We start from the raw sequence: 13146 nt of genomic DNA, 5'->3' as shown, positions 1-13146 counted from the left end.
AGGCTAAGATAGAAGCATTAGGCCATAACCAGCACGTCATTCCGAGCGAAGCCGAGGAATCTCGCGTGGCGTCGCTGAATTAGTAATCAGTCGTCAGCAGGCGATATTCCTCGGCTTCGCTCGGAATGACGTTCTTTTCTGTACTCGCAGGAGCTACTTCACCAGCTGCTCAATCAGCATAATCATGATATGAATGGCTTTGATGTGGATTTCCTGCACCCGGTCGGCGAAGCCGGCGTGGGGTGCGCGAATTTCCACGTCGCAGAGGGAGGCCAGCTGGCCGCCGTCTTTGCCGGTGAGGCCCACGACGCGCATTCCGGCGGCTTTGGCGGCTTCGGCGGCGCGGAGCACGTTGGGCGAGTTACCGCTGGTGCTGATGGCCAGCAGCACGTCGTTGGGGCGGCCCAGGGCTTGCACGTAGCGGCTGAACACGTAGTCGTAGCCGTAGTCATTGGCCACGCAGCTCATGTGGGAGGCTTCGGTGAGGGCAATGGCGGCCAGCGCGGGGCGGTCCTGGCGGTAGCGGCCGGTCAGCTCCTCGGCAAAGTGCTGAGCATCGCAGAGGGAGCCGCCATTGCCGCAGGTCAGAATTTTGCCCTGATTCTGCAGGCTTTCGGCCATCAGGCGGGCGGCCTGCTCGATGCTGGTGAGGTTGTGCGGGGCGGCTAGAAAACGGTCTAGCACGGTGCGGGCTTCGAGAAGTTCGGCCCGGATGAGTTCGGTGAGCGGGGCAGGCACGGCGGCGGGGTTACAGCGCCGGACGATTGGTGGGGTCCGGCGGCGTGTTGATAATGGAATTGGGCTGGTCCAGCGGCCGGTTCAGCAGGCCGGGGTCCGATTGCGGGAAGGTGGGGTGCTCCGCGTCGGGGGCCGGCTGACTTGGGGCCGGGCGGCTGGTTTGGGTGCCATAGTCCGGCGGAATGGCCGTGGTGGCGGTGGGGCGCTGCTGAAACTCGCGGGCCCGCTGGTCGGCCTGGTGGTCGTAGAGCTTGGCTTTCAGCTCGTTCACCTTGCTGTTGTGGGCGGCCACTTCGCGGCGCAGCAGGGCGCTGTCGAGATTTTCGGTGATGAGCTGCAGGCCCAGCAGCACCAAGCCGGCCAGAAACAGGGCGTAGTATAACCCCACCGGCCCGCTGCTGAACATGCCTTCGGCCGAAGAGCGCACGGACGGCACCAGCACGAGCAGCAGCCCGGTCAGAACGAAAACCATTACCAGAACCGTAACAAGACGTTTGATGGCAAGCATGAGCAGGGCAAAGTAAGAGTCCGGAAAAACCGCGGGCTATACCACGCGGCCGCCTTCTTGGCGCACTAAATATAGGCGTTGATTGCTAGTTGTCCGTTGTTAGTTTGTTCAACGACCAATCCACAACCAGCCACTAACAACGGACAACCAATCACTCAACCCAGCATCCCGTTGCTCTGCATCTGGTTCAGGCGCTGGTAGAGGCCGCCGCCGCGCAGCAGATCTTCGTGGGTGCCGCGCTCCACGATGCGGCCGTGCTGGAGCACGATGATTTCGTCGGCGTGCTGGATGGTGCTCAGGCGGTGGGCAATGACGAGCGAGGTGCGGTTCTGCATCAGCCGCGTGAGGGCTTCCTGCACCAGCTTTTCGCTTTCCGTATCGAGGGCCGAAGTGGCTTCGTCGAGGATGAGAATGGGCGGATTGCGCAGGATGGCGCGGGCAATGCTCAGGCGCTGCCGCTGCCCGCCCGAGAGGCGAGAGCCCCGGTCGCCGATGGTGGTCTGGTAGCCCTCCGGCGTCTGCATGATGAACTCGTGGGCGTTGGCAATGCGGGCGGCTTCGATGACTTCGGCCTCGGTGGCTTCCGTGTTGAAGCGGATGTTGTTGAAAATCGAATCGTTGAATAGGATGCTTTCCTGGGTCACGATGCCCATCTGGTCGCGCACAGAATGGATGGTGCAGTCGCGCACGTCGTGGCCGTCGATGAGCAGCTGGCCGCCGGTGGGGTCATAGAAGCGGGGCAGCAGGTCGGCCAGCGTGCTTTTGCCGCCGCCCGAGGGGCCTACCAGGGCCACGGTTTTGCCCTTCGCAATCGTCAGGTTGATGTCCTGCAATACGGGCTGGTCGGCGTAGCCAAACTGCAGGTTGCGCAGCTCAATCTGGTGCTGAAAAGCGGGCAGAAGCTGCGCACCGGGCTTGTCGCGGATGGTGGGCTCCATGTCAATAATGCTCAGAATCCGCTCGCCGGCCACCAGCCCGCGCTGAATATTGCCAAACGATGACGACAGCGCCTTGGCCGGTGTGAGCACCTGCGAAAACAGAATCACGTAGCCGATAAATGTCTCGCCATCAAGATTAGAGCCGCCGCCCAGAATCAGCGAGCCGCCGAAGTAGAGCAGCCCCGCCACCACCGTGACGCCCGCAAACTCGGAAAACGGCGAGGCCAGGTCGCGGGTGTTGTCGATGGTGCGGGAGGTGCGGGCGTACTGGTCGTTTTGCGCCTCAAACTTGCCCTTGATGTACTCCTGCGCATTGAACGCCTTGATCACGCGGATGCCGCCCAGCGTCTCATCAATCACCGACAGCATGGTGCCCAGGGTTTTTTGGCTCTGCTTGGCCTGGGTGCGCAGGCGCTTGGCGATGGTGGCAATGATGCCCCCGGAAATGGGCAGCAGCACCAGCGTAAACAGCGTGAGCGGCACCGAAATGTGGAACAGCACCACGAAATAGGCAATGATGGTAAGCGGCTCCTTGATAACGGCCGTCATGGTGTTCACCACCGAAGTTTCCACTTCCTGCACATCAGAAGTGAAGCGCGACATCAAATCGCCCTTCCGCTCGCCCCCGAAAAAGCCCAGCGGCAGCCCGATGATGCGGTGGTACAGGTCGCGGCGTAGGTTTCGGATTACGCGGGCGCGCACCGTGGCCAGCAGGCGCAGGCTCAGGTAGCGAAACACGTTGCTCAGCAGCACCGACACCACCACCACGCCGCACACAAAGCCCAGTGCCCCCAACTGCCCGCGCTGAGCCAGCACCTGAGCAAAAAAGTAGTTGAAAGTGTCCGTTACCCAGTTGATGGTGGGGGCGAAGTCCGGAATACTGGCCGGGGCCTTCAGCGGGACTTTGGCCGTTTTGTCGAACAATACCCGCAGCAGCGGAATGATGAGCGTGAAGTTGCCGATGCTGAAAAAGATGGTCAGCACGGTGTAGAGCAGGTATTGGGGCAAAAAGGCCGCCCAGGGCCGGGCGTACTGCAGAATGCGGAGGTAGGTCTTCATGGGGGCAGCAAAGGTAACCGGCATTCCGCGTTGTGGTGCGGGCAACCTTTGGGCGCTGACGAGCGAGTTCGGACTATACTTTCCTCACCAGTTTTGCCGGCTTATGGAACGCAAAGAATTCATCCACCTCTTCGGCCTGGGCGCGGCGGCCGTGCTGACCACGGGCTGCCTGGGCGGCTGCTCCGGCAGCAAAGGCGACGACCCCACGCCCGGCAGCAGTGGCCCCACCGGCGCCACCAGCGTCGATTTCACCCTCGACCTGACGGCCCCCGCTAATGCCGATCTGCAAGACCCGGCCAAAGGCTACGTGTACGGAGCCGGCGGACAGGTGATAGTGGCCAAAACCACGGCCGGCACTTATCTGGCCGTGCAGGCCCCGTGCACGCACCAGGGCACTGCCATCTTGTTTCAGCCCGGTCAGGGAAACTTCTTCTGCCCCAACCACGGCTCCCAGTTCAACGCCGACGGCACGGTAGCAAATGGCCCCGCTGCCCGGCCGCTGAAGAAATACACGGTGACGCAAACCGGCAACTCGCTGCGCGTAACCAGCTAACTCCAGAGCCACGAAACGAAGCCATTCGGGCGCGAACCCCGCTTCTGCCCTCAACGCAAAAAAAACTCGTCGATTGCAGGCGACGAGGTTTGTTGAAAGCGGAGATTGTGCCGGGGTGGCTTCCCGGTTATTCGGCCTTGAAGAGGCTGACTACTTCAATCCGGCCCACGATATGGCGGTTGAATTCGGCCAGCTCTTCGGCCGGTATCCACAGCTCTTCATGATGGGCGTCGCCCACAATTTGCACCGGAAACTGCGCCGCGTAATCGGCATCCACGGCAAAGCGTAGCACGTAGCCGATGCCGTAGTACGGCACGTTCCAGTCGCGGGCAATCAGAGCGGCGTACTCTTCATTGAGCACCGGATAAAAAATAGGCTGCTCGGGCAGGCGGGGCGGAAATGCTAGCCAGTCGGTGGCGGCAATCAAATCCAGTTCCGGCTGGTTGACGGGGCGAAAAAGCAACAGGGCGGGCGGGTCGTGGCGCATCGGTGGGCTTGGCTTAAAATTCGTGCAGGCGCTGGGCGATGTTCCAGCGCAATGCCAGCGAGGCCAGCGCATCGGTGCCGGCGGTGGCGTAGGACACAGGCTGGTCGAGGGTGCGGTTTCGCACGATGAGCTTGGCGTCGAGCCAGAGGTTGTGGCGCGGCTGGTAGGTGGCCGTAAAGTCGCCGTGGAACAGGTAGGAAGTCACGCCGTCGCCGACGCGGAAGCCGAATTCCCGGATCCGGCCGTTGCTGTCGAGGGGGCGGTTGGTGTAGGGTAGGTTGGGGTTGGATCCGTAGTTCTGGCCCAGCGGGTCGAGGCCCTGCTTCACGTAGAAGCCCTTCGCTACTACGCTGAGGCGGGGCAGCGGCTGGTAGCTCACAATGCCGATCAGCTCCCAGAGGTTGGCCCCCATGGGGTGGGCCAGCGGCTGCTGGTAGTGCTGGTAGTTGCGGTATTTATCCTCGTGCTGGTAGAGGTAGGGACGGATATAGTTGAATTCGCCCTGCAGATCCAGCGTGCGGATGCCAGCTACGTTGAGGTATTTGGCCCCCAGTTGGATGCCCTGCTTGTTGGCCCACCAGCCGTTGCCGCTCCGGATCTGGCTCAGCACAAACTCATCGAGCACTACCTGTCCGTAGAGCTGCACCTGCCGCTTCACGTTCCACTTGAAATCCAGGCCCAGCAGGGCATTGTCCTCGGAGCCCACGCCCTGCTCCACGGCGCGGTAGAAGATGATGGGGTTGAGGTACTGCAGCTCAAAGCCGCGGCGGCGCGGGCGCGCGACTACCTGCTTGTTCACCACCACACTATCAATGGTGTTAGAATAGGCACTGTACACCACACTTTCAAAGACGCCCACATTCAGGTTGGGCAGCACATCATAGCTGAGGTGATGCATGGCCAGGTACTTGCGGTCGTAGGAGGCGTCCACGTTGGGCGCGTCGGACACCATCTGGGCAAACAGGTTCTGGTAGTTGAACTTCCAGATGCGCGTATTCAGCTTCAGAAACAGATAGGGCGCCGAGTAGTCCGACAGGATGAGGCTGCGGTAGCCGTTGCCAATCTGGTTGCGGTCGTGGCCCAACTGAATATTGACGTGGCGGCCGGCCGCATACGTGAGGTAGCCCCGCGCCGAAAGGAAGTCATACTGGCCGGGCGTGGTCTTGAACGGTTTCCAGAAGCCCTCGTGCGGCACGGCCAAATCCCGCCCGATGTGCTGCCGCACATATTCGGGTACGGCCATCTGGTTGTCGGCCAGGAAAGTGTAGAAGCCCAGCCGCTGGTCGATGGTGCCCTCCAGCTGCACGCCGCGGGTGTTCAGGAAAGCGTAGCTCTTGGCGCCGTCGGAGTTGCCCAGGCTCAGGCCTGCCACCGGGTTCACGCGCAGCGTGAAGTCCCGGGTGGCTACGCTGTACAGGTCCGACTGGCGCTCAAAAAACCGGTTTTTCCAGAGCGGCCGGCGGCCCTGGTTTACCGGGGTGGCGCGGGTGGTGTAGTTCCAGTTGTCGCGCAGCAGGTACTCGGCGTTGAAGCGGTCCTGGGCCGAGAGGTTGGCACTATCAGCCAGCATCCGCTCAGCCAGGCGCGCCACGGCCGTCCGCGGGTAAGGCCGCACGGAGGTATGCAGCTGGTAGAGCGAGTCAGTGCCGTAGATGACGGCGTAGCGGTCAATAAGCCGGTACACGTCGGCATCAAGCGGCACGTAGGTCGCGCCCTGCGTGGTTTTGGCCACGGGCACCTCCGGCGGCGGCACCGGATGATCGTACACCATCCAGACCGGGTCTTTGTCGGTCGTGGTGAGGGGAGCCGTCTGGGTTTGCGCGGTGGCCGAGGAAGAAAATCCGGCCAGAATCGGCCCTAGCAACAGGAAAATTTTTTTCATAGGATAAGGGGCCGCGCTTCGGGAAGAATTTCCGGCTCACGCAAAGCTACGCAGTTACCGCAGGAGTGCCCTTTTGGTTGCGGCCCCACTGCCGAGTCCGCTTATTCTAAAGCCCGCCACCCGGCCCGAACTCTCTACCTTTGCCGCGTGCCGCTGCGTTACCTGCCTTTTTCCGCCCTGAACCTTGCCGCCTGGGATGCCTGCGTGGCCGGGGCCGCGCAGGCTGTGCCCTACGCGCAGGCCGATTGGCTGCGCGCCACCGCCGGCCGCTGGGATGCGGTGGTGGAAGTGGAGGAAGCCACCGGCCGGTATCTGGCGGTGCTGCCGCTGCCGGTAAAGCGCCGGCCCTGGGGCCGGGAAGTGTACCAGCCGGCTTTCACTCAGCAGCTGGGCCTGCTCACTACGCCCGGCAGCCGCCACCAAAACCTGGCGGACTACCTGGCGCTGCTTCCCGGCCGCTACGCCCGGCTCTATACGCAGCTCAATGCCCAAAACGAGCTTGGTGTTGCCCCAGCCGGCTTTTCCCTCGCGCAGCGCCAAACATACCTGATGCCCCTGGCCTTCGACTACCCCGCGCTGCTGGCCGGCTACCACGCCGACTACCGTCGCCGCCTGCGCCTGAACCAGCAGCAGCCCCGGCCGCTGGTCGTCACCGAAACGGCTTCCGTGGCGGCTATTATTCAGTTGTTTCAGGAGCATAAGGGCGGCGAAGTAGCTGGCCTCAAGCCCCGCCATTATCAGCAGTTGGCTCGGCTAACGGCCGCTTTGCAGACGCTGGGGCAGGCGCTTATACTGGAAGTGCGCCACCCCGAAACCGGCGAGCTGCTGGCCGGGGCGCTGTTCGTCGTCACGCCCCGGCGCCTTATCTACCTGTTTGCCGCCGCCTCGCCGGCCGGCAAAAAAGCCGGGGCCCCGCTGCTGCTGCCCGACTACGTTATCCGGTGCCATGCCGCCACGCCCGGCCTCGTGCTCGATTTTGAAGGCGGCATGATTCCTTCCATTGCCCGTTTTTTCGCCAACTTCGGCGCTGCGCCCGTGCCCTACGCCGCCCTTACCCAAACCTCTTTGCCCTGGTATCTATCATGGAAACGCTGAAGCCGACTCTGAGCCACCCCGACCGCGTGCACATTGTGTGCGCCGAGCCCTCCATTGCCAACCACTTCCTGGCCGAATTGCGCGACGTGGACGTGCAGCGCGACAGTCTGCGCTTCCGCCGCAACCTGCAGCGCCTGGGCGAAATCATGGCCTACAAAATCAGCTCCCAGCTCAGCTACGCCGAGAAAACGGTGACCACGCCCCTAGGCGAGTCCGTCAGCAAGCAGCTGCACGATTTTCCGGTGCTGGCCACGGTGCTGCGGGCGGGCCTGCCGTTTCACCAGGGCTTTCTGAATTATTTCGATCAGTCGCCCAGCGCGTTTGCCGCCGCTTACCGCATCGAGGGCACGGCGCAGGTGCGCGTGCAGGTTGATTACCTCTCGGCCCCCAGCCTCGATGAGCGGGTGCTGATTTTGGCCGACCCGATGCTGGCCAGCGGCAAGTCCTTGGTGCAGACCTACCGGGCTATGCTGCGCTTCGGCCAGCCGCGGCAGGTGCATATTGCCGCCGTCATTGCCAGCCCCGAGGGCGTGGAATATGTGACCCGCGAAATCCCGGAGGCCACGCTCTGGGTAGCCGCCATCGACGAAAAGCTCAACGCCCAGGCCTACATCGTGCCCGGCCTCGGCGACGCCGGCGACCTGTCGTACGGCAGCAAGCTGTAGGTGTAAGTAGGGAACAGCCAGCCAAGCCATCTGTCATCCTGAGCAAAGCGAAGGACTTTATAGGATAAGAACGAGTCGTTATTACGCTCGTCGCTGAACTGTGATGAGGTCCTTCGCAAGCTCAGGATGACAGACGGCTTGGCTGGCTGCAACACTTACGAAACCAACAAACCCCAACCCCCCGGAACCAAAACCCACAAGCTGCCCTTACTATCTTTGTCTTTTGCCAAACCGGCAAAAGCGCCCAAAGTCACCTTCCTAGCTCCGAAAACAACCGTGCTGCCCTACCTGCTCAAATGCGCCTCTGTTTTCCTGCTCAGCATGATTAAGTTCTTTGCCGGCCCTGTGGCGGGCATCTCCATCGGGCTGAATTTCGTGCAGACGCTCGGCCTCACGGTGGCCGGCATGATGACCACGGTGCTGATTATTTCCAGCGTGGGCCAGGCCTGGGCGCTGCATCAGCGCCGCCGCCGCCAGGCCAAAGGCAAGCCCGTTTTTACCAAGCGCAGCCGCAACATCGTGCGGTTTTTCCGCCGCTTCGGCATGCCCGGTATTGCGTTTCTGACGCCCATTCTGTTCAGCCCCATCGGCGGCACCGTCATTGCCACCCAACTGCACGTACCGCGCCTGCGCATCTTCCTGCACATGTTCTGGAGCGCCATGTTCTGGGGCGTCGCCATGACTACGCTTACCATCCGGTTCAGCCACCTGCCGTTTTTTCACCGGTAAGCGGTTATTACAGCTCTCAGCCTCGCTGTAAATAAAAAAGCCGCGTAGCGGCGACAGGTTTGTAGCAAATTGTATTGGCAGAACGAAAAGCCGCGTAGCGGCGACAGAAATGCCCGAATGGCTCTGTCACCGCTACGCGGCTTTGTTCGTTGTACTTGTCGGTTGCTACAAACCTGTCGCCGCTACGCGGCTTCATTGCGTCCTACTTGTGCCGCGAGTTGCGCAGCTTGGCCGAGGCTTTGGCGGCCGGCGACTGGCTCTTGCCCGGCGAAGCCCGCTTCTTTTTGCCTTTCTGGCTGCGGTTCGGGCCTTCCACATAAGCTTGGCCTGTGCGCTTGTCGATGCCTTTTTGCAGCGGGGTTCTCTTCTCGTGGAAAGCGCCCTGAAAGTCCGGGTCCAGGCGGCGGCGGCGCTCGTCAATTTCGCGGTCCATCGACTGCTTTTCGTCGAACGTGGTGTCCATCACCTTCACGCCCTCAGGCAGCGGCAGCTCCGGAATCGGTTGGTTGATCAGCTCCGAAATCTTCTCGATGTGGTGCATTTCGGCCTCGTTGGCGAAGGTGATGGCCGCGCCCGTGTGCTGGGCCCGGCCCGTGCGCCCGATGCGGTGCACGTAGTCGTCGTACACCAGCGGCACGTCGAAGTTGATGACGTGGCTCACCTGGGGCACGTCGATGCCGCGGGCCGCCACGTCGGTCGAAACCAGAAAGCGCAGCTCGCCGGCGCGGAAAGCGTCCATGGCGTTGATGCGCACATTCTGGCCCTTGTTGCCGTGAATGGCGCGGGTTTCGGGACTCACCTTGCGGGCCAGGAAGTGGGCCACGTTGTCGGCGTTTTCCTTGGTGCGGCAGAAAATCAGCACCCGGTTGAAGGTTTCCTCATCCTTGAACAGGTAGCCCAGCATGTTGATTTTGGTGAGCAGGTTGGGCACGCGGTATAGGCTCTGGCTCACGTTCTGGGCCGAGGTGGCGGCCGGCGTCACCTCCACGCGCACCGGAAACTCCAGAAACTCCTCGCTCAAGGTGGTCACCTTGTCGGGCATGGTGGCCGAAAACAGCACGTTCTGCCGCTTGCGCGGAATAACTTCCAGAATGCGCCGAATCTGGGGCATGAAGCCCATATCCATCATCTTATCGGCCTCGTCGAGCACCAGCGTTTTCAGCTCCTTCAGCACCAGGTCGCCGCGCAGGTACAGCTCCAGCAGGCGGCCGGGGGTAGCAATGAGAATATCGACACCCTTGGCCAGCGTTTCGATTTGGGTTTTGGGCCCCAGTCCGCCGTAGATGGCATAAATGCGCAAATCGGTGTAGGTGGAAAGCCGCTTTAGGTGAGTTTCAATCTGCATGGCAAGCTCGCGCGTGGGAGCCATAATAAGGGCCCGCGGGTTGATGCCCTGGGCGTATTTCACCTTCATTAGCAGCGGCAGGCCAAAGGCGGCGGTTTTGCCGGTGCCGGTCTGGGCGATGCCCAGCACGTCGTGACCGGCCAGCAGCAGCGGAATCGTCTGCTCCTGCACGGGGGTGGGCTCGGCAAAGCCCGCCTCGGCCACGGCCGTGAGCAGTTGTTTGTTGAGCTTGAAATCGGCGAAGGAAACGGGGGCAGGCGACTCGGACATGACGGCAGAAAAAATATTGCGAGCCACAAAGGTACGGGGAATGTAGTCGGGGCCAGCTGAATAGCAGCGCAACGCCTGACGAAGTGCTGTCATTGCGAGGACGAAGGACGAAGCAATCCGTCCTCTGAAATGTAAAGAGCCCTTTTCACCCACAAAGCCCTGACGTGAGCATACATCAGGGCTTTGTGCGTAATCAAGGCTCAGCTCATTGTCCGGGACGGATTGCTTCGCTCTGCTCGCAATGACAGCGGATTGAGAGCCCGCAACAACTGCCGGCCAGAAAAAAACTGCCTTAATCCTTGCATAAAACCGTTCGGGCTTCTACTTTTGTCGCTCCAATACCCCAACACGGTAGATATAGCTCAGCTGGTTAGAGCGTCGGATTGTGATTCCGAAGGTCGTGGGTTCGAGCCCCATTATTTACCCGTAGCAAGTCCCCGGAAAGAAACTTCCGGGGACTTTTTTGTTCCTTGCACCGTTGTCCTTCGCAGCGGCCTATTGCCCAACTCCCACTTACCTTTCTGACTATGAGTCTGGTTGTTATCGGTTCCGTCGCCTTCGACGCCCTGGAAACGCCCTTCGGCAAAACCGACAAAATCATCGGCGGTGCCGCCACCTACATCAGCCTGTCGGCCTCGTACTCGCTGAAACCCGTGAAGCTGGTGGCCGTGGTCGGCGACGACTTCCCGCAATCCGATATTCTGCTGCTCGAAGAGCACGGCGTGGACGTGGAAGGCCTGCAGGTGAAGCCGGGCGAAAAGTCGTTTTTCTGGTCGGGCATCTATTCCAAAGACCTGAACTCGCGCGAAACGCTGGTAACGGAGCTGAACGTGCTGGCCGATTTCGACCCTATTCTGCCCGACTCGTACCAGGACTGCAAATACCTGATGCTGGGCAATCTGGCCCCGCAGGTACAGCGCCTCGTTATTCAGCGCCTCGTAAACCGCCCCAAGCTCATTGTGATGGACACGATGAACTTCTGGATGGACATTGCCCTCGACGACCTGATTGCGACCATTGAAATGGTGGACGTACTCAGCATCAACGACGAGGAGGCGCGGCAGCTTTCCGGCGAATACTCGCTGGTGAAAGCGGCCCGCAAGATTCTGGATATGGGCCCTAAGTATCTGATTATCAAGAAAGGTGAGCATGGTGCGCTGCTCTTCCACGCCCAGAAGCAGAAGCTGAAGATTTTCTATGCCCCGGCCCTGCCGCTGGAAGAAGTATTTGACCCTACCGGCGCCGGCGACACCTTCGCGGGCGGCTTCATCGGCCACCTCGCCGCCACCGACGACATCAGCTTCGACAACATGAAGCGTGCTGTCATTCATGGCTCGGCTATGGCCTCGTTCTGCGTGGAGAAATTCGGCACCGAGCGGCTGCTGAACCTGAAGCCGGAAGAAATCGAAGCCCGCGAGAAGCAGTTTGCCGATCTGGTGGAAGTGGTGCCGGCCACGGCCGTGCAGAACGTGTAGCTGGCTGCCTTTCCGGAAAACCCTGTTTTGAAACCCTGCTCGCCTTCTAGAAAGGTTGGCAGGGTTTTTTTTGTGGGTTAGTGGGCACAACTATTTGCCGGCGGCGGCGGTACAAAGACATTTCCCACCTAAGCTTTTACCGCCATGACCAAGCATCAAGATAAAGCGCCCACAAACTCGGAAAAATCGAAGAAGCCGGCCGATGCCGCCGCGCAGGAACCGAAAAATCAGGAGTCAATGGACTTCAAGGGCCAGGCGCAGTCGAACAGCGGGGGCACGCACATGCAGAACGTGAATCAGAACGGGCTGAATGAGGGCGGAAATCCCACCAAAAATAGCACTCCCGGCGACGGCAACAACGAGGACCAGCGCACCTCGCCGGCCAACAAGCCGCGCAACAATCCGCAGGGCAACAAGCCTATGTCAGTAGATGGCAACGGCAAAGTGGGCAAAGGCGGCGATACCAAGCACTAGCCCACATTTAATATTCCTGAAAAAGCCCTGTGGAGCATTCCGGCAGGGCTTTTTTGTGGGCTACGGAGTCGGCTGGCGGCCGGCCCTACGGCACCACCGTCATGCGCACCACGCGGGTATCCACGTCGCCGTTATCGAAGAAATCCTGCTCGAAGAGGATGGTTTTGTTGTCGAGCCAGCGCGGGCCGCTCACGCCCCACTCGGTCTGGCGCTCCCAGAGCAGGCGTGGGGCCGGGCCATCGGCGGCCCACACCTGCAGGCCGCTGGGCTCGAAGCGGGCCAGCACATCGGAGTTGCCGCACACGAAATGCCGGCCGTCGGGGGCCACGGCGGGCGGGCTCCACACGCGCGTGCGCCGGCCCGTGCGCTGACTGACCAGCAGGTAATAGCCGCCCTCATACAAGTGCACCGACACGAGCCAGTGCTGAATATTGGGCAGCCCGGTGAGGTATTCGTACACCGTGTGCCGGTCGTCGTCGGCCAAGTTGCTTACTAAGCGTACCGGCGGCGCGGCCGTGGGGCGCAGCCAGAGGGTGTTGCCCACGCGCTTCACTTTGGAGCCGGCGTGCCGCAGCTGCCGCTTTTCTTCCAGCGAAAAATCCAGGACATTTTCCTCCTCTTCTGAACTGGCCGGCGCCGGCGCCAGCCACGCGGGCGGGGGCAGTTGCTCATACACCCGGCGCGGGGCGGGGTAGAGCTGCACTATGCGGCCGGGCAGCTTCACCAGCGTATCGAGGTGCTCAAGGCGGTAGATACGTGGCGGCTTGGGCGGCGGCAGCGCCACCACGGCCGGAATCGGCTTGGCTGCCGGCCGCGCCCGTTCGGCGGGCTGCATCCGCAGCGAACAGGCCGTGAGCCCCGCCGCCACCAGCAGAGCTATTGCCACCGCACCAAGCCGAAACATAAAAAAGGAGTAAAAAGTACGCGT

General features: G+C 61.5%; 13 protein-coding genes and 1 tRNA gene. 7 read left to right on the top strand and 7 right to left on the bottom strand.

Features of this window, described 5'->3' with window-relative positions; all coding sequences use genetic code 11:
• Positions 1-153: 153 nt before the first annotated feature.
• The 3 genes from lpcA to BUB62_RS00120 form a co-directional block, all read right to left on the bottom strand.
• Positions 154-738 (bottom strand): D-sedoheptulose 7-phosphate isomerase, encoded by a 585-nt coding sequence (gene lpcA, locus BUB62_RS00130; protein WP_073104671.1) that lies wholly within the window; start codon positions 736-738, stop codon positions 154-156.
• A gap of 10 nt (positions 739-748) precedes the next feature.
• The gene (locus BUB62_RS00125) at positions 749-1246 is read right to left on the bottom strand and encodes a hypothetical protein (protein ID WP_073104668.1); all 498 of its coding nucleotides are present in this window, start codon (positions 1244-1246) and stop codon (positions 749-751) included.
• A 155-nt stretch (positions 1247-1401) separates the two neighbouring features.
• Positions 1402-3243 (bottom strand): ABC transporter ATP-binding protein, encoded by a 1842-nt coding sequence (locus BUB62_RS00120; RefSeq protein ID WP_073104664.1) that lies wholly within the window; start codon positions 3241-3243, stop codon positions 1402-1404.
• A 103-nt stretch (positions 3244-3346) separates the two neighbouring features.
• Between BUB62_RS00120 and BUB62_RS00115 the strand changes: the two genes are divergently transcribed.
• Complete coding sequence (locus tag BUB62_RS00115) at positions 3347-3796, top strand: QcrA and Rieske domain-containing protein (protein ID WP_073104661.1); 450 nt, start codon at positions 3347-3349, stop codon at positions 3794-3796.
• Between the two features lie 127 nt (positions 3797-3923).
• On the opposite strand, the gene BUB62_RS00110 is transcribed toward BUB62_RS00115, so the two are convergent.
• Both BUB62_RS00110 and BUB62_RS00105 read right to left on the bottom strand, forming a co-directional pair.
• Positions 3924-4283 (bottom strand): ADP-ribosylation/crystallin J1, encoded by a 360-nt coding sequence (locus BUB62_RS00110; protein WP_073104658.1) that lies wholly within the window; start codon positions 4281-4283, stop codon positions 3924-3926.
• Positions 4284-4296: 13 nt separating this feature from the next.
• On the bottom strand, positions 4297-6165 hold the full coding sequence (locus tag BUB62_RS00105; RefSeq protein ID WP_084538705.1) for a hypothetical protein: 1869 nt from the start codon (positions 6163-6165) through the stop codon (positions 4297-4299).
• A 147-nt stretch (positions 6166-6312) separates the two neighbouring features.
• Here BUB62_RS00105 and BUB62_RS00100 point away from each other — a divergent pair, with 147 nt between their 5' ends.
• The 3 genes from BUB62_RS00100 to BUB62_RS00090 all read left to right on the top strand — a co-directional run bounded on the left by BUB62_RS00100 (position 6313) and on the right by BUB62_RS00090 (position 8654).
• The gene (locus BUB62_RS00100) at positions 6313-7260 is read left to right on the top strand and encodes a GNAT family N-acetyltransferase (protein ID WP_073104655.1); all 948 of its coding nucleotides are present in this window, start codon (positions 6313-6315) and stop codon (positions 7258-7260) included.
• Entirely contained in the window at positions 7248-7925 is a 678-nt protein-coding gene (gene upp / locus BUB62_RS00095; protein ID WP_073104653.1) for a uracil phosphoribosyltransferase, read from the top strand. The genes BUB62_RS00100 and upp overlap by 13 nt, the downstream gene beginning before the upstream one ends.
• Positions 7926-8246: 321 nt before the next feature.
• A complete protein-coding gene (locus BUB62_RS00090) occupies positions 8247-8654 on the top strand; it encodes a hypothetical protein (protein ID WP_073105897.1) in 408 nt (135 codons plus the stop codon).
• 202 nt (positions 8655-8856) lie between these two features.
• Here the strand turns inward: BUB62_RS00090 and BUB62_RS00085 are convergent, their stop codons facing one another.
• Positions 8857-10269: a DEAD/DEAH box helicase gene (locus BUB62_RS00085; RefSeq protein WP_073104650.1), complete on the bottom strand. Its 1413-nt coding sequence runs from the start codon at positions 10267-10269 to the stop codon at positions 8857-8859.
• Positions 10270-10620: 351 nt separating this feature from the next.
• On the opposite strand from BUB62_RS00085, the gene BUB62_RS00080 reads away from it, so the two are divergent.
• The 3 genes from BUB62_RS00080 to BUB62_RS00070 all read left to right on the top strand — a co-directional run bounded on the left by BUB62_RS00080 (position 10621) and on the right by BUB62_RS00070 (position 12218).
• Positions 10621-10694, top strand: a tRNA-His gene (locus BUB62_RS00080).
• A gap of 102 nt (positions 10695-10796) precedes the next feature.
• Positions 10797-11744, top strand: coding sequence for a PfkB family carbohydrate kinase (locus BUB62_RS00075; RefSeq protein WP_073104647.1), 948 nt, complete (start codon positions 10797-10799; stop codon positions 11742-11744).
• A 144-nt stretch (positions 11745-11888) separates the two neighbouring features.
• The gene (locus BUB62_RS00070; protein WP_073104643.1) at positions 11889-12218 is read left to right on the top strand and encodes a hypothetical protein; all 330 of its coding nucleotides are present in this window, start codon (positions 11889-11891) and stop codon (positions 12216-12218) included.
• Between the two features lie 85 nt (positions 12219-12303).
• Here the strand turns inward: BUB62_RS00070 and BUB62_RS00065 are convergent, their stop codons facing one another.
• On the bottom strand, positions 12304-13122 hold the full coding sequence (locus tag BUB62_RS00065) for a hypothetical protein (protein ID WP_073104640.1): 819 nt from the start codon (positions 13120-13122) through the stop codon (positions 12304-12306).
• Positions 13123-13146: the final 24 nt, after the last annotated feature.

The sequence above is a fragment of the Hymenobacter daecheongensis DSM 21074 genome (assembly GCF_900141805.1).
In the GTDB taxonomy this organism is placed as follows: Bacteria; Bacteroidota; Bacteroidia; order Cytophagales; family Hymenobacteraceae; genus Hymenobacter; species Hymenobacter daecheongensis.
This window is presented reverse-complemented; position numbering and strand designations above follow the sequence as displayed.

What these genes read in the sequence shown, in the direction of transcription:
- upp (WP_073104653.1), top strand. Translation starts at nt 7,248, where the DNA reads ATGGAAACGCTGAAGCCGACTCTGAGCCACCCCGACCGCGTGCACATT.
- BUB62_RS00065 (WP_073104640.1), bottom strand. Translation starts at nt 13,122, where the DNA reads ATGTTTCGGCTTGGTGCGGTGGCAATAGCTCTGCTGGTGGCGGCGGGG.
- BUB62_RS00120 (WP_073104664.1), bottom strand. Translation starts at nt 3,243, where the DNA reads ATGAAGACCTACCTCCGCATTCTGCAGTACGCCCGGCCCTGGGCGGCC.
- BUB62_RS00090 (WP_073105897.1), top strand. Translation starts at nt 8,247, where the DNA reads ATGATTAAGTTCTTTGCCGGCCCTGTGGCGGGCATCTCCATCGGGCTG.
- BUB62_RS00070 (WP_073104643.1), top strand. Translation starts at nt 11,889, where the DNA reads ATGACCAAGCATCAAGATAAAGCGCCCACAAACTCGGAAAAATCGAAG.
- BUB62_RS00110 (WP_073104658.1), bottom strand. Translation starts at nt 4,283, where the DNA reads ATGCGCCACGACCCGCCCGCCCTGTTGCTTTTTCGCCCCGTCAACCAG.
- BUB62_RS00085 (WP_073104650.1), bottom strand. Translation starts at nt 10,269, where the DNA reads ATGTCCGAGTCGCCTGCCCCCGTTTCCTTCGCCGATTTCAAGCTCAAC.
- BUB62_RS00115 (WP_073104661.1), top strand. Translation starts at nt 3,347, where the DNA reads ATGGAACGCAAAGAATTCATCCACCTCTTCGGCCTGGGCGCGGCGGCC.
- BUB62_RS00105 (WP_084538705.1), bottom strand. Translation starts at nt 6,165, where the DNA reads ATGAAAAAAATTTTCCTGTTGCTAGGGCCGATTCTGGCCGGATTTTCT.
- BUB62_RS00125 (WP_073104668.1), bottom strand. Translation starts at nt 1,246, where the DNA reads ATGCTTGCCATCAAACGTCTTGTTACGGTTCTGGTAATGGTTTTCGTT.
- BUB62_RS00075 (WP_073104647.1), top strand. Translation starts at nt 10,797, where the DNA reads ATGAGTCTGGTTGTTATCGGTTCCGTCGCCTTCGACGCCCTGGAAACG.